Below are 25,656 nucleotides of genomic sequence, written 5' to 3'. Positions count from 1 at the left end.
TCGTTTTTAGGAGTTGCTCTATGAGCCAAGTATTGGAAGATCTGGTGGACCTGCTGACCCTGGAGCCGATCGAGGAAAACCTCTTTCGCGGCCGCAGCCAGGACCTGGGTTTTCGCCAGTTGTTCGGTGGCCAGGTGCTCGGGCAGTCGTTGTCGGCGGCCAGCCAGACCGTCGAAGAAGCGCGGCATGTGCATTCCCTGCACGGTTACTTTCTGCGCCCCGGCGATGCGGCGCTGCCGGTGGTGTACTCGGTGGACCGCGTGCGCGACGGCGGCAGCTTCAGCACGCGCCGGGTCACGGCGATCCAGAAGGGCCAGCCGATTTTTACCTGCAGCGCCTCGTTCCAATACGACGAAGTCGGCTTTGAGCACCAGACCACCATGCCGGTGGTGGTCGGCCCGGAGAATCTGCCATCGGAGCTGGAGCTGACGCGCCAGCGCGCGCACCTGATCCCCGAACCCATGCGCGACAAGCTGCTGTGCGCCAAACCGATCGAAGTGCGCCCGGTCACCGAAAAAGACCCGTACAACCCCCAGCCGTCCGACCCGGTCAAGTACGTGTGGTTTCGTGCCGACGGCGCCCTGGCCGATGCGCCGGCGCTGCATAAATACCTGCTCGCCTACGCCTCCGACTTCGGCCTGCTGACCACCTCATTGCTGCCCCATGGCAAGACCGTATGGCAGAAAGACATGCAGGTCGCCAGCCTCGATCACGCACTGTGGTTCCACGCCGACCTGCGCGCCGACGATTGGCTGCTCTACGCCATGGACAGCCCGTGGGCCGGCAACTCTCGGGGGTTCTCCCGTGGCAGCGTGTACAACCGCGCCGGGCAACTGGTGGCGTCGGTGACCCAGGAAGGCCTGATCCGCCATCGCAAGGATTGGGCATGAGCCTGGCGGACGTTAAGCACTGGGTGTTCGACATGGATGGCACCCTGACGGTGGCCGTGCATGATTTTGCGGCGATCCGCGTGGCGCTGGAGATCCCGCCCGAAGACGATATTCTCACCCACCTGGCGGCACTGCCCGCCGAGGTGGCGGCGGCCAAGCATGCCTGGTTGCTGGAGCACGAGCGTGAACTGGCGCTGGGCTCGGTGGCGGCCGACGGTGCGGTGGAACTGGTGCGCGAGTTGTCCGCACGCGGGTATCGCCTGGGCATCCTGACCCGCAACGCGCGGGAGCTGGCCCATGTCACGTTGCAGGCCATCGGCCTGGCCGACTGCTTCGCCGTGGAAGACGTGCTGGGCCGCGAAGACGCGCCGCCCAAGCCGCAACCGGGTGGTTTGTTGAAATTGGCGGCGGCGTGGCAGGTATCGCCCGATGAAATGGTGATGGTCGGGGATTACCGCTTCGACCTCGATTGCGGCCGTGCGGCGGGAACCCGGACCGTGCTGGTGAACCTGCCGGAGAACCCGTGGCCCGAGTTGGCGGACTGGCATGCCGCAGACTGCGCGGCACTGCACCGGATGATCCAGCCCAGGCAATGACTATCAAAGGTGGGAGGGGCGGTGTGACGGTTCGACTTACCCGATGACGGTGAGTCAGCAACAGCTGGGTGACTGACCCACCGCAATCGGGACATGGGTCTCTACCTATCTTCAGTGAAAACATCACGTCAGTACATGAAGCTCTTGTGGTGAGCGGGCTTGCCCCGCGCTGGGCTGCGAAGCGGCCCCAAACTCAGGCACCTCGGAGTGTCAGTTGAAACCACATCGCCTGGAATGGGGCTGCTTCGCAGCCCAGCGCGGGGCAAGCCCGCTCACCACAACAAGTCTAGGTCACCACAACAAGGCCAGGTCATCACAGCAAGCCAAGGTCACCACAACAAGCCCGGCTCACTACAAACAGCCGAGTTCACCACAGAGTTATTTCAGCCTGTGAGGGTTGCGTGGATACCTATGGCTATCGGGTGTTAGCCGCTTCCCACAGGTTGCGCCTGTTTTGTTCAGTTAAAGCTGGGGAAACAGTACTTTCTGGCCTTCGGGCGATCTGAGCATCCCATCGCCGTTATGCCCCACGCCTGGCACTTCCACCAGTTCCTGGCGCAGCTGCGGATGGCGTTGCTTGAGGTAGTCAAAATAGTTGTGCCCGCGAATCAGCCGATAGGCGCCCTGGGCCTCGGCCTCGCAGCTTTTATCCAGCGCGGGGTGGTTGGGGTTGGTGTCTTGTTGGCCGAGCAGATACGTGATGCTGCGTGACACGTAGGTTTGCTCAAGTTGCGCGGCGCTTTGGCCGTTGGCGTACGCCGGCAGTTTTTGCAGGCCGTACTTCCAGTCGTCGAAACCAGGGCAGGCCGCCGCGTCGAACGGCACGGGCCGTTGCGGGCTGAAGTAGGCGTAGGACGATGGATTGGCCACCACATAACGCAGGCGGATGCCTTCGTGATGCAAGGTCGGATGATCGTCGCCGAGGAGGGCAAAGCGCTGTACCACCTGGCCACCGCCGGAATGACCGGCGACCACGATGTCCTTGAGTGCCGGGAACAACCGGCGATCGCCCAAATGCTGGATCAGTTGGTCCAGCGCGCTGAAGGAGCTGACGTGATCGGCCCCCACCGACGGCTCGCCGGCCATCCAGTCATTGCCTTGCCAGCGCAGCACCGTATTGTCCAAGTGATTGCGCTGCGCATCGGCCTCGTTGAGAAACTGCGGGGCGATCACCAGCGTCGTATCGGCCTGGCCCGCCTGTTCGGCGGCGGCTTCGGCGCTGTGCAGATAGGTCTGCGCGTTGCGCAGGCGACCGTGCACGACGATCAGCACGCGGGTGACATGTGGCAACGGCTGGCGCCAGTCCTGGCTTACACCAAGGCTTAAGGCACCGGTCTCCAGCTGGAAACGATCGGGGCTGACTACCTTGACCCCATGCTCGACGGCCCCGGCGGTAGAGCAGGCCAGCCACATACCCAGCAGCAATCCCGATCGTTTATTCATTTAAAGGCTCTTGGCGTTAAAGGTGTCGCACTGGCTGATCTGGCCTTGGGCGAAGCCGGTCTTGAACCAGCGCACCCGCTGCGCGGAGGTGCCATGGGTGAACGAGTCCGGCACCACGCGGCCCTGGCCTTGCTGTTGCAAACGGTCATCGCCGATGGCGTTGGCCGCATTCAGGGCCTCTTCGATGTCGCCCGGTTCCAGCCAGTTCAAGCGTTTTTGTGCGCGGTTGGCCCACACGCCGGCAAAACAGTCGGCCTGCAGTTCCTGGCGCACCAGCAGGCCGCCATCGCCCTGCATCTGCATGCCTTGCTGGCGCGCGTCCTGGATCTTCGCCGAGATGCCGAGCAATGTCTGCACGTGGTGCCCGACTTCGTGGGCGATCACATAGGCCTGGGCGAAATCGCCGGCGGCCTGGAAGCGTTGGGACATTTCCCAGAAGAAGTCCAGGTCCAGGTACACCTGCTGGTCGGCCGGGCAATAAAACGGACCGCTCGCCGAAGTGGCGCCACCGCAGGCGGAATTGACCCGGCCACGGAACAGAATCAGCTTGGGGTTCTGGTAGGTCTTGCCGTTTTCCTTGAACACCTGGCCCCAGGTGTCTTCGGTGTCGCCCAGCACCGCGCGGACGAAATCGGCCTGCTCATCGTTGGCCGGCGGCGCCTGACGCGGCTGGGTGCTGACCGACGGTGCCTGCTCCATCTGACCGGTCAACTGGCCGAGAATCTGCATCGGGTCCTGGCCGGTCAACCAGCCGATACCGACGATCAGCACAATCGCCGTGAGGCTCAGGCCCTTGCCGCCGCCGAAGCGCATCCCGCCGCCGCCACCACTGTCATCGCGGGCATCCACCACGTTGTCGCTGCGTCGGCCTTTTTTCCATAGCATGGGGCAATCCTCTTGATGAACGGTCCTACAAAATATTGAGATGAGTATGGCCGTTAATCGCGGCAATACCCTTCGCCGGTCACCACAACCAGGCAGTCTTTCTTGTCCGCCAGCCACTTGAGACCGGTTGCCGCGCCATCACCGGCGCGCAGCAACTGCGGACCGTCCGGGCGATTGAAGGCGATCCCGTCTTCGGCCGCTTCACCCTTGAAGGTGCCGCTGTCATCGGCGTCGAGGCCGTACTGCATGGTAAGAAGATAGTGACCGCGGCCAATGCTGTCGTCCTTGGCGATGGTCAGGTGCAGGCCTTCGACGCCGACCCACTTGCCGACCCATTTATCGGTCGGTGGAGTCTGCGGCACCAGCGTGGCTTGCACCGACGCGGGCGCGGGTTTGGGCGCTTGCCTGGCCTCCTGGTTGCAGGCGGCGAGCAAGGCGAGGGTGGAAAGAACAAAGAAGGTTTTTTTCATAGCGGCAAGGCCTTGATTAAAAAATGTGCAGCTGGAAGGCAACGTGCAGGGTTGGACTCGATTCCCATGATTTAGTGCGCTGTTCGCCCGGTGTTTGGTTATGCTCTTGGGGCAGGCTGCGGCCCGCCTGCTAGATTACCGGGTTGAGCGCGGCCTCGTTCAGTGCTCAGCGTTAAGCCCGCCACGCAAGAGAATTCCATGACTGTCAGTACCCCGCTTTCCGGCGTCAACCATCCGTTCAAAGGCATCCTGCTGATTGTGGTGGCGACCTTTCTGTTTTCCAGCCACGACGCGTTGTCCAAATACCTGGCCGGGTTCTATCCGATCGTGATGGTGGTGTGGGCACGGTACGTGGTGCATACCGTGCTGATGGCCGGGATCTTCCTGCCGCAATCGGGTTTGCGCGTGCTGCGCAGTAAGCGACCGGGGATGCAGGTGGTGCGGGCCTTGTGCCTGTTGGGCACCAGTCTGTTCTTTACCACCGCGCTGCATTACATCCCGCTGGCAGAGGCCACGGCGGTGAACTTCCTTGCACCGATCCTGGTGACTGCGCTGTCGGTGCCGCTGCTGGGTGAGCATGTGACACGTGGCCAGTGGCTGGCGGTGATCTGCGGGTTTATCGGCGTGCTGGTGATCATCCACCCAGGCGGTGAACTGTTCACGCCGGCGGTGCTGCTGCCGTTGTGTTCAGCGATGTTCTTCTGCTTTTACCAACTGCTGACGCGCATCCTCAGCCAGTACGACACCCCCACCACCAGCAACTTTTTTGCCGGGTTGTGCAATACCCTGGTGATGAGTGCGCTGGTGCCGTTCTTCTGGCAGGTGCCGACCCTGTGGCACGGCGTGATGATGCTGGCCCTGGGCACCTGTGGCATGACGGCGCACTTGATGCTGACCCAGGCGTTCCGCTTTGCGGCGCCGGCCTTGCTGGCGCCGTTCGGCTATTGCCAGATCGTGTTCGCGGGGTTGCTGGGCTGGCTGGTGTTTGCCCATACCCCCGACATGACCACGGTGGTCGGCATCGGGGTGATCTGCATGAGCGGGTTGGCCGCCGCCTGGCAGCAGCGGCGGCGATGATTCATACCTCGACGGTGGGAATCTTGCGCGGTGCCATGAAGTACATCCAGGCCAGCGCAATGAAGTACATCGCCGGGATCAGAGTGAACAACACGGTGTAGTTGTTGTGGGTCACGGTCAGGATATGGCCGACGATCTGGGTCATGAACATGCCGCCGATGGCCGCGCACATGCCGCCGAAGCCGAATACCGTGCTCATCATGTGCTTGGGCGTGTAGTCCATCACCAGGCTCCAGATATTCGCGGTCCAGGCCTGGTGCGCACCGATGGCCAGGGAGATGGCGAACACCGCCACCCACAGCTGGCTGGAGCCGGCCGCCATGATCACGCCGACGATGCAGCAGGCGAACAGCAGCATCGACAGCAGCCGCGCCTTGATCGAGTTCATCCCTCGGCCGATCAGGAACGAAGAGAGAATCCCCCCACCCACGCTGCCGAAGTCGGCTGTCAGATAAATAATGATCAGTGGGATGCCCATCTGCGTCACGTTGATGCCCAGGTTGTATTGCTGGTTCAGGAACGGTGGCAGCCAGTACAGGTAGAACCAGAACACCGGCGCGGTCAGCGAATAGGCCAGGGCAAAGGCCCAGGTGCCGCGCATGCGCAGGATACGGGTGAAGGGCACGCGCGGTTGTTCCGGTTCGGCTTGTTGTTGTACGTAGTCCAATTCGGATTGTTTAACCGTCGGATGCTCTTCCGGGTTGTAGTACTTCAGGCCCCAGCACACCAGCCAGATGCCGCCCAGCGCTGACATGCACAGGAACGCCGCCTGCCAGCCCCATACGTGCAGGATCAGCGGCAGCAGCATCGGTGTCATCATCGCGCCGACGTTGGTGCCGGCATTGAAAATACCAGTGGCCACTGCGCGCTCGCCGGCGGGGAACCACAGGCGGGTGGTCTTGACGCATGCCGGGTAGTTGGCGGCTTCGGTCAGGCCGAGGATAAAGCGGCAGACCATAAAGCCGACGGCCGAGGTGGCCAGGCCGTGGGCGCCGGTGGCCAGGCTCCACAGCAATACCGCGAAGAAGAACACGCGTTTCACGCCGACGCGGTCGATCAAGCGACCCTGCAACACAAACCCGATGGCATAGCCGACCTGAAACCAGAAGTTGATGTTGGCGTAGTCCATCGCCGTCCAGCTCATTTCCTTGGCCAGGATCGGCTGCATCACCCCCAGGGCGGCGCGGTCGATGTAGTTCAGGGTGGTGGCGAAGAACACCAGGGCCAGCATGCCCCAGCGGGTTTTACCCACGGCCAGGGCGCCGCGGATCTTGCTGCCGATGCCGGCGTGCGGCATGCCTGGGCGCTCGGCCAGGACGGAGTTTTGCAAAGGCATGAGGTCGTACCCGTTTTTTGAAATTTTTATGGTGTGTTCTGGGTCTTTTGTGAACGTTTGTTGCGTGATCGATGGTGCGCAGCGCCTAAAAAATCGTCAATTCGCTGCACGGCATAGTGTTCGATAATCGCCCGAAAAACTAACCGGTTCGTACATTTTATTTGCTGCCGGTAGGCGGGGGGCGAATAATTTGCCACAAACAACCAATGCGGGGAGTTTCCATGCAACGTTCCATCGCTACCGTTTCCTTGAGCGGCACCCTGCCGGAAAAGCTCGACGCCATTGCCGCCGCCGGGTTCGATGGGGTGGAAATCTTCGAGAATGACTTGTTGTATTACGACGGCAGCCCGCGGGAAGTGCGGCAGATGTGCGCCGACCTCGGCATCGCCATCACCTTGTTCCAGCCGTTTCGCGACTTTGAAGGCTGCCGTCGCGAGCGCCTGGCGCGCAACCTGGAGCGGGCCGAGCGTAAATTCGATCTGATGCAGGAACTGGGCGCCGATCTGGTGCTGGTGTGCAGCAATGCCTCGGCCGATTGTGTGGGCGACGCATCCATTCTGCTGGATGACTTGAGCCTGCTGGCCGAGCACGCCGGCAAACGTGGCTTGCGCATTGGTTATGAAGCCCTGGCCTGGGGCAAGCATGTGAACACCTGGCAGCAGGTGTGGAACCTGGTGCGTCAAGTCGATCATCCGAGCCTGGGCGTGCTGCTCGACAGCTTCCATACCCTGTCGCTCAAGGGCGACCCAAGCGCCATCGCGCAGATCCCCGGCGACAAGATCTTCTTCGTGCAAATGGCCGATGCGCCCATCCTGGCCATGGATGTGCTGGAATGGAGCCGGCATTTCCGCTGCTTCCCGGGGCAGGGCGAATTCGACCTGGCCGGGTTTCTGGCGCCGATTATCAAAAGTGGTTACACCGGGCCGCTGTCCTTGGAAATCTTCAACGATGGTTTCCGCGCCGCGCCGACCCGCGCCAATGCCGCCGATGGGTTGCGCTCGCTGCTGTACCTGGAGGAAAAAACACGCCAGCGCCTGGCGGAGGAACAGTCGGCCGCGCCGGTGGATATCCTGTTCGAAACGCCGCCTGCCAGCGAGTACGACGGCATCGAGTTCCTCGAATTTGCCGTGGATGAAAGCCTCGGCGCCAAGCTCTCCAACTGGCTGGAGCGGCTTGGCTTCGTCAAGGCCGGGCAGCACCGTTCCAAGGCCGTCAGCCTGTTGCGCCAGGGTGAGATCAACCTGATCCTCAATTGCGAGCCGTATTCCTTCGCCCATAACTTTTTCGAAGCCCACGGGCCTTCGCTGTGCGCCACGGCGTTGCGGGTCAAGGACAGCGCCAAGGCGTTGGAGCGCGCGGTCGCCTTTAAAGGCCAGCCTTATCGTGGCCTGGTCGGGCCGAACGAACTGGAGCTGGCGGCGGTGCGCGCGCCGGACGGCAGCCTGATTTACCTGGTGGACGCCAGCGAAGGCGGGCTCTACGACACCGATTTCAACCTGCAGGCGAACACGGCTTGTAGCGGCGGCCTGCTGCGCATCGACCATATGGCAATGGCCCTGCCGGCTGACAGCCTCGACAGTTGGGTACTGTTCTACAAGAGTCTGCTGGATTTCGAAGCCGATGACGAAGTGGTGCTGCCCGACCCCTACGGCCTGGTGAAAAGCCGCGCATTGCGCAGCCGTTGCAGCTCGATTCGCCTGCCGCTGAATATTTCCGAGAACCGCAACACGGCCATTTCCCACGCGCTATCGAGCTATCGGGGCTCGGGGGTGCATCACATTGCCTTCGACTGTGCGGATATTTTCGCCGAGGTACGCCGGGCCAAAGAGGCCGGTGTGCCGCTGCTGGATATCCCGCTCAATTATTACGACGACCTGGCGGCGCGCTTTGATTTTGATGAGGAGTTCCTCAGCGAGCTGGCGTACTACAACGTGCTGTACGACCGCGACGCTCAGGGCGGTGAGTTGTTTCACGTCTACACCGAGCCGTTCGAAGGGCGGTTTTTCTTCGAAATCATCCAACGCAAAAACGGTTACGTGGGCTACGGCGCGGCCAACGTGGCGGTACGCCTGGCGGCGATGGCCAAGTCGCGCAGCGGCGCGGTGCGCCAGGCACGCCTGTAAGCCATGGCCGGGTGCTTCCTTCGGGGAGCGGCCCGGCCCATAATCGCGGCCTGCCTAACAACAATGGCCGTGAGCACCATGACGTCGAGTCCCGAACTCCCCGCAGTGCCAGAAGCACCGCGCAAGAGTCGTAAGAACAACCCGGAAAAGACCCGCGAAAACATACTGCAGGAAGCCATTGTGGAGTTTGTCCAGCAGGGCCTTTCCGGCGCGCGCGTGGACGCCATCGCCGAACGCATCCACACTTCCAAACGCATGATCTACTACTACTTCGGCAGCAAGGAGCAGCTGTACGTCGAGGTGCTGGAGAAGCTCTACGGCGATATCCGCAATACCGAAACCCGCATGAACCTCACGGCGCTGGAACCGCGTGAAGCGATCCGTCGGCTGGTGGAATTCACCTTTGATCACCACGATCAGAACGTGGATTTCGTGCGCATCGTCAGCATCGAAAATATCCACAACGCTGAATATGTGAAGCGCTCGGACTCGATCAAGGCCATGAACAGCAACATCCTCGAAGCCCTGGGCACTACCTTGCGCCGAGGTGCCGAAATGGGCCTGTTCCGCGAAGGCCTGGAGCCGCTGGATGTGCACCTGCTGATCAACTCATTCAGTTTTTACCGGGTGTCCAACCGCCATACGTTCAGTGAGATTTTTCAGATCGAACTGTCGGATGAGGCGGTTAAACAGCGCCACCGCGAGATGCTCTGCGACTCGGTGATGCGCTACCTGCAAGCCTGAAGGCTCAGGTTGGAATGCCTGCCAGGTGGAGGGGCAAGCCCCTTCCACATTTTGATCTGGTTTCGTCAGTCAGGTATTCATGCTGTTGAAGTGCGTCAGCATGCGTTGCGCATCCGGCACTTCACCGCTGAATAATTCAAATGCTTTTACCGCCTGGAACACCGCCATATTGCCGCCGTCCAGGGTGCGACACCCCAGGGCGCGTGCATCCCGTAGCAGTTGGGTTTCCAGCGGGAAGTAGACGATTTCCGCTACCCACAGCTGAGCGCGCAAAAGCGCCGCCGGCACCGGTGTACCGGGGAGTTTGGCCATACCCATCGGCGTGGTGTTAACCAGGCCATCGGCTTCGGCCGCGGCGTTCTCCAGGTCTGCGCCGACTTGAGCGCGGCCGCTGCCGAAACGCTGTGCGAGGTTATCCACAAGGTCGCGGGCGCGGCCGGCGTCCACATCGAAAACACTCAGCTGCTCCACCCCTTCAGCCAGCAGTGCATGCGCGACTGCCGCGCCCGCACCACCGGCGCCCATCTGCACCACACGCTGGCGCGGCACGTCACTGAGATTGCGCCGCAAACCTTCGGCAAACCCCAGGCAATCGGTGTTGTGACCGATGCGTTTGCCGTCTTTGAACACCACGGTATTCACCGCGCCGATGCCTCGGGCCTCGTCGGACAAGTCATCCAGCAGCGGCAGAATCGCCTGTTTGCATGGGTAGGTAATGTTCAGCCCGGTAAAGTGCATTAGCTCGGCGGCGCGTAGGAGCTCGGGCAGGGCCTTGGCGTCCAGGCCCAGGGCATCGAGGTCGATCAGTTGATACAGGTAGCGCAGGCCTTGGGCGTCGCCTTCCTGTTCGTGCAAAGCGGGCGTGCGGGAGGCCTGGATGCCGGCGCCGATCAGGCCGGCAAGAATGCGTGGCTTCATCAGGCACGTCCTTTCAGCAGATGGCTGAAATGTTCCAGGGCCAGGTGGTAGCCGTGGCTGCCGAAACCGGCCAATACAGCTTTGGCGATGGGCGACACGAACGAGTGATGACGAAACGCCTCACGCGCATGCACGTTGGATAAATGCACTTCGACCACCGGCACTTCACTGGCCACCAGTGCATCACGGATCGCCACCGAGGTATGGGTCCAGGCCGCTGGATTGATCACGATGCCGGCGCAACGTGCACGTGCGCCTTGGACCCAGTCCAGCAGCTCGCCTTCGTGGTTGGTCTGGCGAAATTCGATCTTCAGTCCGAACTGTTCCGCGCTACGGCCGCACAACGCGGCAATGTCGGCCAGGGTTTCATGCCCGTACGTAGCAGGCTCGCGGCTGCCGAGCAGGTTGAGGTTGGGGCCGTTGAGCACCAGCACGATGGGCGGCATGAGGGGGTATCTCCACAGTTCTTGTTGGTTGTGGAGATAAAATGTACTGGATGGTTAATTTGGTCAATTGCCAGCGCGGCATGTGTTCGATTATCGAACCGTTAATGCGAGCAACGCGCTGCAAGCCCACTGCGCGGCCGCTTAGCCAATGGCTCGGGCGGCCGTGCAGGGGACAACAGCACGTTTAGCGTCGGGTCAACAACACACCCGATTCCATATGGTGCGTCCACGGAAACTGATCAAACAGCGCACACCGGGTAATACGGTGCGTGTCATGCAGTTGCGCAATGTTCGCCGCTAACGTCTCCGGGTTGCAGGAGATGTACAGGATATTGTCGAACCGCCGGGTCAGTTCGCAGGTGTCCGGGTCCATGCCGGCACGCGGCGGGTCGACGAAAACGCTGCCGAATTCGTAGCTCTTCAGATCGATTCCCTGCAGGCGGCGGAACGGGCGAACTTCGTTGAGCGCTTCGGTCAGTTCTTCAGCGGACAGGCGCACGAGGGTGACGTTAGTCACGGCGTTTTCATCAAGGTTGCTCAGGGCTGCGTTGACCGAGGTCTTGCTGATCTCAGTGGCCAGCACCTTGCGCACACGGGTCGCCAGGGGCAGGGTGAAGTTGCCGTTGCCGCAGTACAGCTCCAGCAAGTCATCCGCACGATCGCCCAACGCGTCGTAGGCCCAGTTGAGCATCTTCTGGTTCACCGTGCCGTTGGGCTGGGTGAACGCGCCTTCGGGTTGGCGATAGCTGAAGGTGCGGCCGCCGACGTCGAGTTTCTCCACCACGTAGTCGTGGCCGATCACATCGCGCTTGCCCTTGGAGCGACCGATGATGCTCACGTTCAGGTCCGCGGCGAGCTGGTTGGCGGCGGCATGCCAGTGCTCGTCCAGCGGGCGGTGATAGCACAGGGTGATCATCGCATCGCCGGCCAGGGTGGTGAGGAACTCCACCTGGAACAGTTTGTGGCTCAGGGCGGCGCTGGCTTGCCAGGCGGCCTTGAGCTGCGGCATCAGTTGGTTGATGCGAGCGCTGGCGATGGGGAAGTCTTCGATCAGGATCGGCGTGCGCTTGTCATCCTGGGAAAACATCGCGTAGTGGCGCTCACCGCCCTCGCGCCACAGGCGGAATTCCGCACGCAGGCGGAAGTGCTGCAGCGGCGAGTCGAACACCTGCGGCTCGGGCGCATCGAACGGAGCGAGCAGGTCACGCAGGCGCGTGACCTTGTCTTGCAATTGAGCGGTGTAGCGTGCGGCGTCAAAAGTCATGCGTTGAACCAGCCCAGCTTGATCACGAACAGGATCGACAGAATCACCAGCGCCGGGTTCAGCTCACGGTAGCGGCCCGAAAGCAGCTTGATGGCGGTCCAGGCGATGAAACCGAAGGCGATGCCGTTGGCGATGGAGTATGTGAAGGGCATCGCCAGGGCGGTGATCACCACCGGCGCTGCAACGGTAATGTCATCCCAGTCGATTTCGGCCAGGCCCTGGGTCATCAGCACGGCGACGAACAGCAGCGCCGGTGCGGTGGCAAAAGCCGGAACGCTGGCGGCCAGCGGCGAGAAGAACAGTGCGAGCAGGAACAGGATCGCGACCACGATGGCGGTCAAACCGGTGCGGCCACCGGCGCTCACGCCCGCGGCGGACTCGATATAACTGGTGGTGGTCGAGGTGCCCAGCAGCGAACCGGCCATGGCCGCGGTGCTGTCGGCGATCAGCGCACGCCCCATTTTCGGCATGTGGCCGTCCTTGCTCATCAGGCCGGCGCGCTTGGCGACGCCGATCAGGGTGCCGGAGTTGTCGAACAGGTCAACGAACAGGAAGGCAAAGATCACGCTGACCAGGCCGATATCCAGCGCGCCCTTGATATCCAGTTGCAGGAAGGTCGGTGCCAGGGACGGTGGCATTGAGGTCACGCCGCCGAACGGGGTAACGCCCAGTACGATGGAAGCAATGGTGACCGCCAGAATGCCGATCAGCACCGCACCACGCACGGCCAGGGCTTCCAGCGCGACGATCAGTACGAAACCGAGGGTGGCGAGGATGGGGGCGGCTTTTGTCAGGTCGCCCAGGCCCACCATGGTGGCCGGGTTACTGACCACGATCTGCGCGTTGTGCAAGGCAATCAGCGCCAGGAACAGGCCGATACCGGCCGCAATCGCTGAACGCAGGGGCAGGGGGATGGCGTTGATGATCCACTCACGGATGCGAAAGATCGACAGCAGGAAAAACAGCACCGCCGAAATAAACACCGCCCCCAGTGCCACTTGCCAGGTGTGGCCCATGTGCAGGACCACGGTGTAGGTAAAGAAGGCATTGAGGCCCATGCCCGGCGCGAGCGCGATGGGGTAGTTGGCGATCAGGCCCATCACGGTCGAACCGATGGCGGCCGCCAGGCAGGTCGCGACAAACACCGCACCTTTGTCCATGCCGGTTTCGCCGAGGATGCTCGGGTTCACGAACAGGATGTAGGCCATGGCCAGGAATGTCGTGATGCCCGCGAGGATCTCGGTGCGCACGTTGGTGTTGTGTGCCTTGAGTTGAAACAGCTTTTCCAGCATGCCGGCTCCCTGTGACGCTATTTTGCGTCGTGATTTGTTGACCTCTAAGTCAAAGCACAAACTGCGCCAAGCGCCTGTGGTTCCAGAGAGGATCGGAAAAAGCGGCGCATCATACCAGCAGCCGAGGCTGTGTGGCGCATGGGCTTGAGGCATACTGCGCCGACGTTCAATTCACGGTCATCGACAGCATGAAAAAAGCCAACGCGTGGAGTCTAGCCCTGATCGCCGCTCTGAGCCTGTGGCTCGGCGCGGCACCGGCATGGGGCGCGACTGCACCGGCCTTGAGCGAGGTGCGCGTGTTCAAGGTCGAGTCGTCGCGCTGCGAGGAAACCATCCCCGAACGCGTCACCTCCACGCAGATGTGCACGCACCGTGGGCCCACCAAGGTGTCGGTGATGGAGGTGGGCCTGGGCAATAACCCGGTCGGCCTGTTCAATGGCGCGGTATTGAATGGCCAGCGCACGCCGGTGTGCCAGGTCGGCAACATCAGCCAGGCGTGCAACGGCGCGGGCACGCTGATGGGCTACATCTATGTATTTGATCTGGATGTGCAGGCCCAGGGCTGGTTTGAATACAGCAACTCTTCGATCAACCCCCCGCGAAACACCTTGAAGACCCAGCTCAATATCCGCTGATCAATTCTCTTGAACGCTCAAAACCCCGGGAAGTCGTACCCCTGAGACGGCGATTTTCCTGAACGCCGCGGATGCAGACCAACCCGTGAGGTGTTTATGAGCGCAACCCCCCAAGGCGCGGCGGCCCAGCCGTTTGCCCGCCATTCGATACGCCTGACCCTCAATGGGCAGGCCCGCCAACTGGACGTGTTGCCCTGGACCACGCTGTTGGACCTGCTACGCGAACAACTGGACCTGGTGGGCAGCAAAAAAGGCTGCGACCACGGCCAATGCGGCGCCTGCACCGTGTTACGCGACGGCAAACGCGTGAACGCTTGCCTGACGCTGGCGGTGATGTGCGACGGTGCCGAACTGACCACCGTCGAAGGCCTGGCCAATGGCGATCAACTGCACCCCATGCAGCAAGCCTTCATCAAGCACGATGCCTTCCAATGCGGTTACTGCACGCCTGGGCAGATCTGCTCCGCCGTCGGCCTGGCCAATGAAGGCCGTGCCCACGACAGCGCGCAAATCCAGGAGCTGATGAGCGGTAACCTGTGCCGCTGCGGCGCCTACAGCAACATTCGCGATGCGATTGAAGAGGCCCTGCCGGCCTGCCGCAATGCGGGAGGTGAGCAATGAACCCGTTCCAGTACAGCAAACCGGCCGACGTGCACGAAGCCGTGCACCTGAGCAGTGCCGCGTCGCGCTTTATCGCCGGCGGTACCAACCTGCTGGACCTGATGAAAGAAAACATCAGCCGCCCCGAGCACCTGATCGATATCACCGGCCTGCCGTTGCACGGCGTCGAACCCACGGCCGAAGGCGGCGTGCGCATTGGCGCGCTGGTCAGCAACGCTGATCTGGCCTGGCACCCCTTGATTGAACAGCGTTACCCGTTGCTGTCCCAGGCCATCCTTGCCGGTGCCTCGCCGCAGTTGCGCAATATGGCCAGCACCGGTGGCAACCTGCTGCAGCGCACCCGTTGCTATTACTTCTACGACGCCAGCGTGCCCTGCAATAAACGCGAACCCGGCAGCGGTTGCCCGGCGCGCACCGGCTTGAATCGCATCCATGCGATCCTCGGTGCCAGTGAACACTGCGTGGCGACCCATCCGTCTGACATGTGCGTAGCCCTGGCGGCGCTGGAAGCGCGGGTGCATGTGCATGGGCGCGGCGGTGCGCGAGTCATCGAGTTCGCCGATTTCCACCGCCTGCCCGGTGATGCGCCGCGACGGGATAACCAACTGGCCGACGATGAACTGATCACCGCCATTGAATTGCCCGCCGACCACCTGGCGCGGCACAGCCATTATCTGAAGATCCGTGACCGTGCGTCCTACGCCTTCGCGTTGGTGTCGGTGGCCGCCGCTCTGGAGTTGGACGGCGATGTGATCGTCGACGCGCGCCTGGCTCTGGGCGGCGTGGCCCATAAACCCTGGCGCGACCGCGCGGTGGAGGCGGGATTGATCGGGCAGGCTGTCAGCCGCGAAACCTTCAGCCTCGCCGCCGATGCGATGTTGCAGGACGCCGAGCCGCTGGAACACAACGCTTTCAAGGTCAAGCTGGCACGGCGCGCAATTATCCGCGCCCTGAGCGATGCCGCTGTCGCAGGAGAACGCCCATGAGTGCCGTCGGAAAACCCCTGGACCGTGTCGACGGTCTGCTTAAAGTCACCGGCCAGGCGCGCTATGCCGGCGAGTTCCCCGAACACGACCTGCTGCATGGCAGCGTGGTGTCCAGCACGATCGCCAAGGGCCGCGTGGTTCGTATCGATGCGTCCAGGGCCCTGGCGCTGCCGGGTGTGGTCATGGTGCTCGATCACACCAACCGGCCTCGGTTGGCCAGCTATGACGACGCGTTTGCCGACGCCGACGCCGCCGATGGTTCGCCGTTTCGCCCGCTGTACAACGACCGCGTGCTGTACAGCGGCCAGCCCCTGGCCCTGGTGATCGCCGACAACCTGGAGCTGGCGCGACATGCTGGCTCCCTGGTGCACATCGAATACGAGCGCGATGAGTTCGAAACCGACCTGCTCGCCCAGCAGGCCCAGGCCCATCCGTCGCCACAGACACCGCCGGCCCCGCGCGGGAATTTCCAGGCCGAGTGGACCGCTGCCGCCGTGAGCCTGGACGTGCACTACAGCACCCCCATCGAACATCACAACCCCATGGAACCCCACGCCAGCACCGTGCTGTACCAGGCGGATGGCACGCTGCATATCCATGACAAAACCCAGGGCCCGCAGAACTGCCAGGCCTATGTGCAAAAAGTGTTTGGCCTGGATAAAAGCCAGGTGCGGGTGTTTGCCGCGTTTGTCGGCGGTGCCTTTGGTTCCGGCCTGCGTCCGCAGTACCAATTGCCCCTGGCGGTGATGGCGTCGCTGGCGCTCAAGCGTTCGGTGCGCGTGACCCTGACACGTCAGCAGATGTTCACCTTCGGCTACCGCCCGCGCACGTTGCAGCGCCTGCAAATGGGCGCCGCCGCCAATGGTCGCCTGCTGGCGCTGGGGCACACGGCGATCGGCCAGACCTCGCGCTTCGAGGACTTCAGCGAACACGTGGTGGAGTGGAGCGGCATGCTCTATCACTGCGACAACGTGCAATTGACCTATAAGTTGGTGCCGCTGGATGTGTTCACGCCGCTGGACATGCGCGCACCCGGCGCCGCCCTCGGGGTGATCGGCCTGGAGTGCGCCATGGACGAACTGGCCTGCGCCCTGGCCATCGACCCGGTGCAACTGCGCCTGATCAACTACGCCGAGCGCAACCAGAACGAAGACAAACCGTGGTCGAGCAAAGCGCTGCGCGAGTGTTATGCCGAAGGCGCCGAGCGCTTTGGCTGGAGCCAGCGCAATCCGGAACCGCGCAGCATGCGCGACGGCCGTCAGCTGATCGGCTGGGGCATGGCGGGCGGCGTATGGGAAGCCATGCAAATGAAGGCCAGCGCCAAGGCGCGTATCGATGCCGAGGGTAAGCTGGTGGTGAGCAGCGCCACCACCGATATCGGCACCGGTACCTACACGGTGATGACCCAGATCGCCGCCCAGGCCAGCGGCGTGGCGGTGGAAGATGTGCGCTTCGTGCTAGGCGACTCATCGCTGCCCACCGCGCCGTTGCAGGGCGGTTCGTTCACTGTTTCCTCGGTGGGCACCGCCGTGCAACAGGCCTGCGAAGCGTTGACCGCCAAACTGCTGAGCGTGGCCCGGCAGACTTATCCGGTGTTCAAGGATGCCGAGTCGGTGCGCTTCGAGGACGGTCGGTTGCACACGGGCGACGTAAGCGTGTCGTTGGCGCAGTTGGTCAAGGACAGCGGTGAAGACGCTCTGGAGGTGCAGGTCGACAGCGAGCCGGACAAAAAACGCGAAGGTTATGCCACGGCGACCCATTCGGCGGTGTTCGTCGAAGTACGGGTGGATGAGGACCTCGGCACTATCAAGGTCAGCCGCGTGGTCAGCGCGATTGCCGCCGGGCGCGTGGTCAATCCGAAGATGGCCCGCAGCCAGATCCTCGGCGGCGTGGTATGGGGTATCGGCATGGCCCTGCATGAAGAAACCCAGATCGACCATCAGCTGGGCCGCTACATGAACCACAGCCTGGCCGAGTACCACATCCCGGTGAACGCCGATATTGGTGAGATTGATGTGGTATTCGTCGAAGAACACGACGAGATCGTCAACGCGCTGGGGTCCAAGGGCGTCGGCGAAATCGGCATCGTCGGCGTCGCGGCGGCAGTGGCCAATGCGGTGTACCACGCCACCGGCAAGCGGGTGCGGGACTTCCCGATTACCTTGGACAAGGTGCTTTAAAAACACGGTCTATCCAAATGTGAGAGGGGGCCAGCCCCCCAGTGGCGGTGTTTCAGTCAATGGATGCTTCGACTGTTACGCCGCCATCGAGGGCAAGCCCTCTCCCCCATTGACCTTGTCGCCACAGCGCCTATGCGGTGGGTTTCGAGACCGGTTCTTCCACCGGCACATGCATGCGATCACGGTTGGCCAGGGTGGGGAACAGTTTGATCCACACCCCGGTGACCACCAGGGTGCCGATCCCGCCCATCACCACGGCGGGCACGGTGCCGAACCAGTGGGCGGTGATGCCGGATTCGAATTCGCCCAATTGATTCGACGCGCCGATAAACAGGCCGTTGACGGCACTGACGCGCCCGCGCATTTCATCCGGCGTTTCCAACTGCACGAAGGACGCACGGATGACCATGCTGATCATGTCCGCCGCGCCCAGCACCACCAATACCGCCAGGGAAAACCAGAACGAAGTGGACAGGCCGAAAGCGATGGTCGCCACGCCGAATACGCCGACGGCGGTGAACATCACGCGGCCGACGTGGCGGTCCACCGAGAAGCGCGCCAGCCACAACGACATCAACAACGCCCCTACCGCCGGTGCCGAGCGCAACAGGCCCAGGCCCCAGGGGCCGGTCAGCAGGATGTCTTTGGCGAACACCGGCAGCAGCGCGGTGGCGCCGCCCAGCAGCACCGCGAACAAGTCCAGGGAAATGGCCCCCAGGATGTCCGGACGACTGCGGATAAAACGGATGCCGGCCAGCAGCGAATCCAAGGTGGCCTTGCCTTTGTTCAGCGGCGTCTGGCGGGCAGGCAGGTTGAGGGTCAGCGCGCAGGCGATCAGGTACAACACCACGGTAGGGCCATACACCCACACGCTGCCGAACGCGTAGAGCAAACCACCCAAGGCAGGTGCGACGATGGTGGCCAGTTGCTGGGCGGACTGCGACGATGCCACGGCACGCGGGAACAGCGCGCTGGGCACGATGCTGGGGAGCAGCGCCTGGGTGGTGGGCATTTCAAAAGACCGCGCAGCCCCGAGCAGGAAGGCGAGGATAAAGATCATCTCGCGGGTTACGTTGCCGGTCAGGCCGCCGATGGCCAGGGACAGCGCAATCAGCGCCTGTACGGTCTGGCAAATGGCCGCGACCTTGCGTCGCTCATAACGGTCGGCTACATGCCCGGTGTGCAGCATGAACAGCACGCGGGGTACAAACTCCACCAGGCCGACCAAACCCAGGTCCAGCACATTGCCGGTCAGTTGGTAAAGGTTCCAGCCGATGGCCACGGTCAGCATCTGGAAGCCACTTGCGGTAAAGATCCGCGCCAGCCAGAACGCTATGAAGGGGCGGTGGTGACGCAACAGCAACGCAGGTTCACTAGGCATCGGGAATTCAGATCAAGGCCGGAGGGAAGGGCGAGATTAGCATCAAGCTGTAACAAATAGTTGCGAGAACCGGGGTGAGGCAGCCTGTCACGCGTCAATCGACCACACAACTGGACAGCAAAAATGGGACTACTCTTTGAGCTGTAATTGATCCAGATCAAATCCATCCCATGATTTGTCCTGGCGGGCCGCAAGGCCGGATTCCCTACGTGGTTGGCCAAAAAAAGAAACGAATTGAAATTCGCCACACTCCATATCCGTGGGGGCAGTGGGTGCAGGCTCCCGCCAGCAGCCGGTATTACCTGACAGAGGAAGACTTATGTTCGGTTTGGAGGCGTTAGATCTCGCCCGAATTCAATTTGCGTTCACCGTCTCATTTCACATCCTGTTCCCGGCGATTACCATCGGCCTGGCCAGTTACCTTGCGGTGCTGGAAGGGCTCTGGCTCAAGACCCATAACGATACCTACCGTGACCTTTACCATTTCTGGTCGAAGATCTTTGCCGTCAACTTCGGCATGGGCGTGGTCTCGGGGTTGGTCATGGCCTACCAGTTCGGCACCAACTGGAGCCGCTTCTCGGATTTCGCCGGCGCCGTCACCGGCCCCTTGCTGACGTATGAAGTGCTCACGGCGTTCTTCCTCGAGGCCGGTTTTCTTGGCGTGATGCTGTTCGGCTGGAACAAGGTGGGGCGCAAGCTGCACTTCTTCTCCACGGTGATGGTGGCCGTGGGTACGCTGATCTCCACCTTCTGGATCCTGGCGTCCAACAGCTGGATGCAGACGCCCCAGGGCTTTGAAATCATCGACGGCCGCGTGATCCCCACCGACTGGCTGGCGGTAATCTTCAACCCTTCATTCCCCTACCGCTTGATGCACATGGCCACGGCGGCCTTCGTGGCGACCGCATTCTTCGTCGGCTCCTCGGCGGCCTGGCACTTGCTGCGCGGCAAGGACAACCCGGCGATCCGCAAAATGCTCTCCATGGCGATGTGGATGGCGCTGATTGTGGCGCCTGTCCAGGCGGTGATCGGCGACTTCCACGGGCTCAATACCCTGGAGCACCAGCCGGCGAAGATCGCCGCGATCGAAGGTCACTGGGAAAATAAAGGCAATGAGGCGACGCCGCTGATCCTGTTCGGCTGGCCCGAAATGCAGGCGGAAAAAACCAAGTACGCCGTAGAGATTCCCTACCTGGGCAGCCTGATCCTGACCCATTCCCTGGATAAACAGGTGCCTGCACTCAAGGAGTTCGCGCCGCAGGACCGACCGAATTCGACCGTGGTGTTCTGGTCCTTCCGGGTTATGGTCGGGTTGGGGTTCCTGATGATCTTTACCGGTCTGTTCAGCTTGTGGCTGCGCCGGGGCGACCGGATGTATACCTCCAGACCGTTCCTGTACCTGGCGTTGTGGATGGGCCCGTCCGGCCTGATCGCGATCCTCGCCGGTTGGTTCACCACCGAAATCGGGCGCCAGCCTTGGGTGGTCTATGGGCTGATGCGCACGGCGGATGCCTCCTCCGGGCATAGCGTGGCGCAGATGACCATCACCCTGGTGTTGTTCGTGGTGGTGTACTTCGCCCTGTTCGGCGCGGGCCTGGGCTACATGATGCGCCTGGTGCGCAAAGGTCCTGTGACCCACGACAGCACCGAACCGACCCACGGCGGCCCCGGCCAGAAACGCACACCGGCACGTCCGTTGTCGGCGGCCGACGATGGCACCGACGACGACCACGACCACATCCAGCACAAGGGGAATTGAGATGGGTATTGATCTTCCGCTGATCTGGGCCGTGATCATCATCTTCGGCATCATGATGTACGTGGTGATGGACGGCTTCGACCTGGGCATCGGCATCCTCTTTCCGTTTGTTCCGGGCAAAGTCGACCGTGACGTGATGATGAACACCGTCGCGCCGGTCTGGGACGGCAATGAAACATGGCTGGTGCTGGGTGGGGCGGCGCTGTACGGCGCCTTCCCGCTGGCTTATTCGGTGGTGCTGTCGGCGCTGTACCTGCCGCTGATCCTGATGCTGGTGGGGTTGATTTTTCGCGGCGTGGCGTTCGAGTTCCGCTTCAAAGCCAAGGACCACAAGCGCCATCTGTGGGACAAGGCCTTCATCGGCGGTTCGCTCGCGGCGACGTTCTTCCAGGGCGTGGCGCTGGGGGCGTTCATTGACGGCATTCCGGTGGTCAATCGCCAGTTCGCCGGCGGTTCGCTGGACTGGCTCACGCCGTTTACGCTGTTCTGCGGCGTAGCGCTGATCGTCGCGTATGCCTTGCTCGGCTGCACCTGGCTGATCATGAAGACCGAAGGCAAGCTGCAGGAACAGATGCACAACCTGGCGCGGCCGTTGGCATTCGTGGTGCTGGCGGTGATCGGCATCGTCAGCCTGTGGACCCCGCTGTCGCACGCGGAAATCGCCTCGCGCTGGTTCACCCTGCCTAATCTGTTCTGGTTCCTGCCGGTGCCGCTGCTGGTGCTGGTGACCATGTACGGGCTGATTCGCGCGGTGGCGCGCAATGCGCACTACACACCGTTCCTGCTGACGCTGGTGCTGATCTTCCTCGGCTACAGCGGCCTGGGGATCAGCCTGTGGCCGAACATCGTGCCGCCGTCGGTGTCGATCTGGGACGCCGCCGCACCGCCGCAGAGCCAAGGCTTCATGCTGGTGGGCACCTTGTTCATCATCCCATTCATCCTGGGTTACACCTTCTGGAGCTACTACGTGTTCCGCGGCAAGGTCACCCACGAAGACGGTTACCACTAGGAGGGGCGCGACATGTCCGGCAAGCCTTCGTTGCACGAGATCGAACAGGCTGAAAAGCAACCGCTGTGGCGGCGCCTGGGGTGGCTGGCGATGATTTGGACCGGCAGCGTGCTGGCACTGTTCGTCGTGGCCAGCCTGATGCGCATGTTCATGAATGCGGCCGGCCTGACCACCCACTGACATCCCATCCCGTTGCCTTGCGGCACGGTTTTTTGACCCTGTTTCTACGTTGTAGGGGCGGGGTCTTTTTTTATTTGCGGGCTTTGAGAATCACGAACTTGGGCGTGGCCGCCACCTGCTCGACGCCGCGGAACAGCCGCGCCAATTTGCTGTGATAACCCAGGTGGCGGTTGCCGACGATATACAGCGCACCGCCCACCACCAACGCCTCACGAGCCTGCTGGAACATGCGCCAGGCAAGGAAGTCGCCGACCACCTGCTGCTGGTGGAATGGCGGGTTGCACAGCACCACGTCCAGCGATTGGGCCGCTTGCCCGGCCAGGCCATCGGCGGCGCGCACGATCACGGCACGCTCACCGAGCGCGGCCTGCCAGTTTTCACGGGCCGATTGCACGGCCATGTAGGACTCGTCCACCAGGGTGTAGTGCGCGTCGGGGTTGTGCAGCGCGCTGGCAATCGCCAGCACGCCGTTGCCGCAGCCGAGGTCGGCCACGCGGGCATCGCCCAGGCCGGTCGGCAGGTGCGGCAGGAACGCGCGGGTGCCGATGTCCAGGCCTTCGCGACAGAACACGTTGGCGTGGTTCAGCAACTCAAGGGCGGGAGTGTCCAGGGTGTAACGCGTCGGATAGGGCGAAGCGGCGACAGGGCGCTCGGCCACGGTGGCGATCAGCAGTCGGGCTTTCTTGACCGCCAGAGAGGCGTGCATCGGCCCGATATAGCGTTCCAGCAGGTCCCCGGCCGCGCGTGGCAAGTGCTTGACCATCGCCCCGGCGATCACTTCGGCGCCGGGTGCCAGTCGGCCCTGCAGGCGTATCAGTTGTTCTTCCAATAGCGCCAGGGTTTTGGGCACGCGGATCAGCACGCGGTCGAACGGCCCGGTGGGCACCTCGCTTGCGGGAATGAACGGCACGGCATCGAAAGCCTTGGCGTTGCGCACCAGGTTTTTCTCCAGGCCCTGGGCCGCCAGGAACGAGTCGCCGCTGGACGTCACCTGCACCCGGCCTTCAAGGCTGGCCGCCAGGGCGCCGAAGCTGTCGTTGAGCACCAGCACGCGGGTGCTGACGTTCGGCTGCTGTGCCGCCAGATGGTTGAGCAGGTATTCGTCGGCGGCATCGAAGGCTTGCAGCGGGTCGTTGTGCTGCTCGGGCTGGCGGATCAGATCGAGCTGGGCGAAGGGGCTGTCGAGCAGGGGCATGGGGGGAGGAAACTCTGGGTAGTCGAACCTTCTGGGTGAACGGCGACACGACGTTGAAGGCTGCGTCATCACCCGGAACTGGTCGCAAATGTTACGGTTTTTTTGTGCGGATTACATGCGGTGTTTATAGAAAGCCGGCCTTTGCAGCCACCATCACGGCGGCGATCTTGTTATTGACCCCCAGTTTTCGCATCGAACTGCAGTTGTGAAACCCCACCGTGCGTTCGGACAGGCACAGGATCTGTGCGATCTCCGCCGCGGTTTTGCCCAGCGCCGACCACCGCAGCACTTCGATTTCGCGCGCGGTCAACTTTGTGCACGGCCTGGCAGCTGGGCCGTTGGCGTATTTATGCGCCACTACGGTATGCAGCGCGTGGCACAGCCACAGGGCATTGCCGGCTTTTTCGTACAGTTCCTCCGGGGTGATTTCGCCTGTGCGGCGGCTCAATGTCAGCATGCTGACCACGCCGTGGGGGCTGTGCAACGGCTGTGTCCACCCCAAATGCACGCCATAGGATCGAGCCAGTTGCCACAGATGCGGCGAACCTTCGAAGGCACTTTCTTGCCACACAAACGGCAACACAGAGCGTTGGCAGTGAGTCACCACAGGGTCGTAATGAAAAAACTTGGCGCGGCGGTAGAGTTTGTTCCACTCATTTGGATAGTTGTTTTTTTCGAATACAAGATTTTGATTAGTCGTGTGCTGAGTACTCATTTTGAAGGCGCAGAAGTGAAAGCCGAGGGCGTAGGTTTCATTGACGACCATCTCAAAGACACTGGTGATCTCGTCCTCCTCTTTCAGTTTTGGGGGGCGTGTGTTGTGCCAGTTGACCATCGATAACTCTCCATGTGAATTGGCATGGCTTGGGTACGTCCTGATCCCAATGCTGCTCGGAAAAGAGTGTAGGACACCGGCTACTTTCAGGTACGAAAAAAAATTAATAGTAGTTGGTAATTTTCGAGGGTTTTAACTTGTACAGACTTGACAGTTTTGTGTAGCTATTTAAAAGAGTATTGATTTTGAGGCCTTTGAAGTAGTGTCTAATTGATATCATTTAGTTAGGGTTTTTACTCTAGTAATCGAACGGGAGGACGTTAATAGCTAAATGATTAGTGCATGTGCAAGAAATCTGATCAGTCAAAAGCCGCAACTAATAAAGGGTCTTTCTATCGTCGCGATCGACATTCCGTCAGCGGTCGATAATGCCAGTACAAATCACCGGTGTTAGCCGGCGCGGCTTTGAGGGACACTAGTGGCCTCTGCAGATCGGAGTTCCCCATGACGGCCAGCGCTGAAAAATACACCTGCCAGACCTTGCTCGACGTGCAATCGCTCACCCCCAGCCTCTTCACCCTGCGCACCACCCGCGATCCGGGATTTCGTTTCACCGCCGGCCAATTTGTGCGCCTGGGGGTCACCAAGGCGGATGGCAGCACTGTATGGCGCGCGTATTCCGTGGTGTCGGCGCCTTTTGACGAGTACCTGGATTTCTTCTCGATCGTCGTACCGGGGGGGGAGTTCACCAGTGAGCTTAGCCGCCTGCGTGTCGGCGACACGCTGATGGTGGAGCGTCAGGCCACGGGTTATCTGACGTTGAACCGATTCGTCGATGGCCGCGACCTGTGGTTGCTGGGCACGGGCACCGGCGTGGCGCCGTTTCTGTCGATCCTGCAGGACTTCGAAGCCTGGGAGAAATTCGAGCGCATCATCCTGGTGTACAGCGCACGTGAGGCCAGGGAGCTGGCTTACCAGTCGCTGATCAAGGAACTGGGCGATCGCGAATACTTGGCCGAGTACGCGCATAAACTCACCTACCTGCCTATCGTCACTCGTGAGCAGCACCCGGGGGCCTTGAACGGCCGCATCACCACCTTGATCGAAAACGGCGAGCTGGAGCGGGCGGCCGGGGTAAAACTGAGCCCCGAGCATTCACGCGTGTTGATTTGCGGTAACCCGCAGATGGTCGATGACACCCGCCAACTGCTGAAGAAACGCGACATGAACCTGTCGCTCTCCAGGCGACCGGGCCAGGTGGCGGTGGAGAACTACTGGTAAACGAAAGGCGCCCCTGGAGGCTAATGCCGGTCAGTTAAGAGACGGAACGGACAATCAGTCACCTGTGGCGAGCGGGCTTGCCCCGCGTTGGGCTGCGCAGCAGCCCCAAAACATAGTCCCGGAGCTGCCTGGCATACTGCGACGCTCCTATTGGGGCTGCTGCGCAGCCC

At 61.9% G+C, this 25,656-nt stretch carries 24 protein-coding genes; 13 read left to right on the top strand and 11 right to left on the bottom strand.

Annotation, left to right across the window (positions count from 1 at the left end; translation table 11 throughout):
* The first annotated feature begins 20 nt into the window (after positions 1–20).
* Together tesB and G7025_RS14120 are read left to right on the top strand one after the other, a co-directional pair.
* Entirely contained in the window at positions 21–890 is an 870-nt protein-coding gene (tesB, locus tag G7025_RS14125) for an acyl-CoA thioesterase II (RefSeq protein WP_181079804.1), read from the top strand.
* A complete protein-coding gene (locus G7025_RS14120; protein ID WP_181079803.1) occupies positions 887–1,486 on the top strand; it encodes an HAD family hydrolase in 600 nt (199 codons plus the stop codon). Before tesB ends, G7025_RS14120 begins: the two co-directional genes overlap by 4 nt.
* 462 nt (positions 1,487–1,948) lie before the next feature.
* Here the strand turns inward: G7025_RS14120 and G7025_RS14115 are convergent, their stop codons facing one another.
* The 3 genes from G7025_RS14115 to G7025_RS14105 are packed head-to-tail and all read right to left on the bottom strand — an operon-like array spanning position 1,949 to position 4,284.
* On the bottom strand, positions 1,949–2,929 hold the full coding sequence (locus G7025_RS14115) for an alpha/beta hydrolase (protein WP_181079802.1): 981 nt from the start codon (positions 2,927–2,929) through the stop codon (positions 1,949–1,951).
* The gene (gene ypfJ / locus G7025_RS14110; RefSeq protein WP_181079801.1) at positions 2,930–3,814 is read right to left on the bottom strand and encodes a KPN_02809 family neutral zinc metallopeptidase; all 885 of its coding nucleotides are present in this window, start codon (positions 3,812–3,814) and stop codon (positions 2,930–2,932) included.
* 53 nt (positions 3,815–3,867) lie between these two features.
* On the bottom strand, positions 3,868–4,284 hold the full coding sequence (locus tag G7025_RS14105; protein ID WP_181079800.1) for a membrane lipoprotein lipid attachment site-containing protein: 417 nt from the start codon (positions 4,282–4,284) through the stop codon (positions 3,868–3,870).
* A gap of 198 nt (positions 4,285–4,482) precedes the next feature.
* On the opposite strand from G7025_RS14105, the gene G7025_RS14100 reads away from it, so the two are divergent.
* Positions 4,483–5,361 carry a DMT family transporter gene (locus G7025_RS14100; RefSeq protein ID WP_034139389.1) on the top strand — a complete coding sequence of 293 codons (879 nt, stop codon included), beginning with the start codon at positions 4,483–4,485 and terminating at the stop codon, positions 5,359–5,361.
* A 1-nt stretch (position 5,362) separates the two neighbouring features.
* On the opposite strand, the gene G7025_RS14095 is transcribed toward G7025_RS14100, so the two are convergent.
* On the bottom strand, positions 5,363–6,697 hold the full coding sequence (locus G7025_RS14095) for an MFS transporter (protein ID WP_181079799.1): 1,335 nt from the start codon (positions 6,695–6,697) through the stop codon (positions 5,363–5,365).
* Positions 6,698–6,918: 221 nt separating this feature from the next.
* Between G7025_RS14095 and quiC the strand changes: the two genes are divergently transcribed.
* Together quiC and G7025_RS14085 are read left to right on the top strand one after the other, a co-directional pair.
* Entirely contained in the window at positions 6,919–8,820 is a 1,902-nt protein-coding gene (gene quiC, locus G7025_RS14090) for a 3-dehydroshikimate dehydratase QuiC (RefSeq protein ID WP_181079798.1), read from the top strand.
* A 78-nt stretch (positions 8,821–8,898) separates the two neighbouring features.
* Positions 8,899–9,564 carry a TetR/AcrR family transcriptional regulator gene (locus G7025_RS14085; protein WP_181079797.1) on the top strand — a complete coding sequence of 222 codons (666 nt, stop codon included), beginning with the start codon at positions 8,899–8,901 and terminating at the stop codon, positions 9,562–9,564.
* A 69-nt stretch (positions 9,565–9,633) separates the two neighbouring features.
* On the opposite strand, the gene G7025_RS14080 is transcribed toward G7025_RS14085, so the two are convergent.
* From G7025_RS14080 to G7025_RS14065, 4 genes are all read right to left on the bottom strand, one after another.
* A complete protein-coding gene (locus G7025_RS14080) occupies positions 9,634–10,482 on the bottom strand; it encodes a shikimate dehydrogenase (RefSeq protein ID WP_375139335.1) in 849 nt (282 codons plus the stop codon).
* On the bottom strand, positions 10,482–10,928 hold the full coding sequence (gene aroQ / locus G7025_RS14075) for a type II 3-dehydroquinate dehydratase (protein ID WP_181079796.1): 447 nt from the start codon (positions 10,926–10,928) through the stop codon (positions 10,482–10,484). Before aroQ ends, G7025_RS14080 begins: the two co-directional genes overlap by 1 nt.
* Before the next feature lie 184 nt (positions 10,929–11,112).
* Positions 11,113–12,192 carry a tRNA (uridine(54)-C5)-methyltransferase TrmA gene (gene trmA, locus G7025_RS14070; protein ID WP_181079795.1) on the bottom strand — a complete coding sequence of 360 codons (1,080 nt, stop codon included), beginning with the start codon at positions 12,190–12,192 and terminating at the stop codon, positions 11,113–11,115.
* Positions 12,189–13,484, bottom strand: coding sequence for an NCS2 family permease (locus G7025_RS14065; RefSeq protein WP_017528884.1), 1,296 nt, complete (start codon positions 13,482–13,484; stop codon positions 12,189–12,191). Before G7025_RS14065 ends, trmA begins: the two co-directional genes overlap by 4 nt.
* 188 nt (positions 13,485–13,672) lie before the next feature.
* On the opposite strand from G7025_RS14065, the gene G7025_RS14060 reads away from it, so the two are divergent.
* The 4 genes from G7025_RS14060 (at position 13,673) to G7025_RS14045 (ending at position 17,906) form a co-directional block, all read left to right on the top strand.
* On the top strand, positions 13,673–14,119 hold the full coding sequence (locus G7025_RS14060) for a DUF4879 domain-containing protein (protein ID WP_181079794.1): 447 nt from the start codon (positions 13,673–13,675) through the stop codon (positions 14,117–14,119).
* Between the two features lie 96 nt (positions 14,120–14,215).
* The gene (locus G7025_RS14055) at positions 14,216–14,740 is read left to right on the top strand and encodes a (2Fe-2S)-binding protein (RefSeq protein WP_253509506.1); all 525 of its coding nucleotides are present in this window, start codon (positions 14,216–14,218) and stop codon (positions 14,738–14,740) included.
* Positions 14,737–15,726 carry an FAD binding domain-containing protein gene (locus G7025_RS14050; RefSeq protein WP_181079793.1) on the top strand — a complete coding sequence of 330 codons (990 nt, stop codon included), beginning with the start codon at positions 14,737–14,739 and terminating at the stop codon, positions 15,724–15,726. Before G7025_RS14055 ends, G7025_RS14050 begins: the two co-directional genes overlap by 4 nt.
* Positions 15,723–17,906: a xanthine dehydrogenase family protein molybdopterin-binding subunit gene (locus G7025_RS14045; RefSeq protein WP_181079792.1), complete on the top strand. Its 2,184-nt coding sequence runs from the start codon at positions 15,723–15,725 to the stop codon at positions 17,904–17,906. Before G7025_RS14050 ends, G7025_RS14045 begins: the two co-directional genes overlap by 4 nt.
* 130 nt (positions 17,907–18,036) lie before the next feature.
* Here the strand turns inward: G7025_RS14045 and G7025_RS14040 are convergent, their stop codons facing one another.
* Positions 18,037–19,287, bottom strand: a complete 1,251-nt coding sequence (locus tag G7025_RS14040) for an MFS transporter (RefSeq protein ID WP_181079791.1) — start codon at positions 19,285–19,287, stop codon at positions 18,037–18,039.
* A gap of 319 nt (positions 19,288–19,606) precedes the next feature.
* On the opposite strand from G7025_RS14040, the gene G7025_RS14035 reads away from it, so the two are divergent.
* The 3 genes from G7025_RS14035 to G7025_RS14025 are packed head-to-tail and all read left to right on the top strand — an operon-like array spanning position 19,607 to position 22,235.
* The gene (locus G7025_RS14035) at positions 19,607–21,046 is read left to right on the top strand and encodes a cytochrome ubiquinol oxidase subunit I (RefSeq protein WP_181079790.1); all 1,440 of its coding nucleotides are present in this window, start codon (positions 19,607–19,609) and stop codon (positions 21,044–21,046) included.
* A gap of 1 nt (position 21,047) precedes the next feature.
* The gene (gene cydB, locus G7025_RS14030; RefSeq protein ID WP_181079789.1) at positions 21,048–22,055 is read left to right on the top strand and encodes a cytochrome d ubiquinol oxidase subunit II; all 1,008 of its coding nucleotides are present in this window, start codon (positions 21,048–21,050) and stop codon (positions 22,053–22,055) included.
* A gap of 12 nt (positions 22,056–22,067) precedes the next feature.
* Positions 22,068–22,235, top strand: coding sequence for a DUF2474 domain-containing protein (locus G7025_RS14025; protein WP_010206690.1), 168 nt, complete (start codon positions 22,068–22,070; stop codon positions 22,233–22,235).
* A 70-nt stretch (positions 22,236–22,305) separates the two neighbouring features.
* Here the strand turns inward: G7025_RS14025 and G7025_RS14020 are convergent, their stop codons facing one another.
* Both G7025_RS14020 and G7025_RS14015 read right to left on the bottom strand, forming a co-directional pair.
* Complete coding sequence (locus G7025_RS14020; protein ID WP_181079788.1) at positions 22,306–23,430, bottom strand: methyltransferase; 1,125 nt, start codon at positions 23,428–23,430, stop codon at positions 22,306–22,308.
* A 124-nt stretch (positions 23,431–23,554) separates the two neighbouring features.
* A complete protein-coding gene (locus G7025_RS14015) occupies positions 23,555–24,265 on the bottom strand; it encodes a helix-turn-helix transcriptional regulator (RefSeq protein ID WP_181079787.1) in 711 nt (236 codons plus the stop codon).
* A gap of 444 nt (positions 24,266–24,709) precedes the next feature.
* Here G7025_RS14015 and G7025_RS14010 point away from each other — a divergent pair, with 444 nt between their 5' ends.
* Positions 24,710–25,486, top strand: coding sequence for a ferredoxin--NADP reductase (locus G7025_RS14010; RefSeq protein WP_181079786.1), 777 nt, complete (start codon positions 24,710–24,712; stop codon positions 25,484–25,486).
* Positions 25,487–25,656 lie beyond the last annotated feature (170 nt).

Origin of the sequence: Pseudomonas lurida, from assembly GCF_013522705.1 — a bacterium.
Classification (GTDB): domain Bacteria; phylum Pseudomonadota; class Gammaproteobacteria; order Pseudomonadales; family Pseudomonadaceae; genus Aquipseudomonas; species Aquipseudomonas quebecensis.
Note: the sequence above shows the minus strand (reverse complement) of the source record. Positions and strands in the feature narration are given on the sequence as shown.

Coding starts and splice junctions, on each gene's coding strand:
- tesB (WP_181079804.1), top strand. CDS start 21: ATGAGCCAAGTATTGGAAGATCTGGTGGACCTGCTGACCCTGGAGCCG.
- G7025_RS14120 (WP_181079803.1), top strand. CDS start 887: ATGAGCCTGGCGGACGTTAAGCACTGGGTGTTCGACATGGATGGCACC.
- G7025_RS14115 (WP_181079802.1), bottom strand. CDS start 2,929: ATGAATAAACGATCGGGATTGCTGCTGGGTATGTGGCTGGCCTGCTCT.
- ypfJ (WP_181079801.1), bottom strand. CDS start 3,814: ATGCTATGGAAAAAAGGCCGACGCAGCGACAACGTGGTGGATGCCCGC.
- G7025_RS14105 (WP_181079800.1), bottom strand. CDS start 4,284: ATGAAAAAAACCTTCTTTGTTCTTTCCACCCTCGCCTTGCTCGCCGCC.
- G7025_RS14100 (WP_034139389.1), top strand. CDS start 4,483: ATGACTGTCAGTACCCCGCTTTCCGGCGTCAACCATCCGTTCAAAGGC.
- G7025_RS14095 (WP_181079799.1), bottom strand. CDS start 6,697: ATGCCTTTGCAAAACTCCGTCCTGGCCGAGCGCCCAGGCATGCCGCAC.
- quiC (WP_181079798.1), top strand. CDS start 6,919: ATGCAACGTTCCATCGCTACCGTTTCCTTGAGCGGCACCCTGCCGGAA.
- G7025_RS14085 (WP_181079797.1), top strand. CDS start 8,899: ATGACGTCGAGTCCCGAACTCCCCGCAGTGCCAGAAGCACCGCGCAAG.
- G7025_RS14080 (WP_375139335.1), bottom strand. CDS start 10,482: ATGAAGCCACGCATTCTTGCCGGCCTGATCGGCGCCGGCATCCAGGCC.
- aroQ (WP_181079796.1), bottom strand. CDS start 10,928: ATGCCGCCCATCGTGCTGGTGCTCAACGGCCCCAACCTCAACCTGCTC.
- trmA (WP_181079795.1), bottom strand. CDS start 12,192: ATGACTTTTGACGCCGCACGCTACACCGCTCAATTGCAAGACAAGGTC.
- G7025_RS14065 (WP_017528884.1), bottom strand. CDS start 13,484: ATGCTGGAAAAGCTGTTTCAACTCAAGGCACACAACACCAACGTGCGC.
- G7025_RS14060 (WP_181079794.1), top strand. CDS start 13,673: ATGAAAAAAGCCAACGCGTGGAGTCTAGCCCTGATCGCCGCTCTGAGC.
- G7025_RS14055 (WP_253509506.1), top strand. CDS start 14,216: ATGAGCGCAACCCCCCAAGGCGCGGCGGCCCAGCCGTTTGCCCGCCAT.
- G7025_RS14050 (WP_181079793.1), top strand. CDS start 14,737: ATGAACCCGTTCCAGTACAGCAAACCGGCCGACGTGCACGAAGCCGTG.
- G7025_RS14045 (WP_181079792.1), top strand. CDS start 15,723: ATGAGTGCCGTCGGAAAACCCCTGGACCGTGTCGACGGTCTGCTTAAA.
- G7025_RS14040 (WP_181079791.1), bottom strand. CDS start 19,287: ATGCCTAGTGAACCTGCGTTGCTGTTGCGTCACCACCGCCCCTTCATA.
- G7025_RS14035 (WP_181079790.1), top strand. CDS start 19,607: ATGTTCGGTTTGGAGGCGTTAGATCTCGCCCGAATTCAATTTGCGTTC.
- cydB (WP_181079789.1), top strand. CDS start 21,048: ATGGGTATTGATCTTCCGCTGATCTGGGCCGTGATCATCATCTTCGGC.
- G7025_RS14025 (WP_010206690.1), top strand. CDS start 22,068: ATGTCCGGCAAGCCTTCGTTGCACGAGATCGAACAGGCTGAAAAGCAA.
- G7025_RS14020 (WP_181079788.1), bottom strand. CDS start 23,430: ATGCCCCTGCTCGACAGCCCCTTCGCCCAGCTCGATCTGATCCGCCAG.
- G7025_RS14015 (WP_181079787.1), bottom strand. CDS start 24,265: ATGGTCAACTGGCACAACACACGCCCCCCAAAACTGAAAGAGGAGGAC.
- G7025_RS14010 (WP_181079786.1), top strand. CDS start 24,710: ATGACGGCCAGCGCTGAAAAATACACCTGCCAGACCTTGCTCGACGTG.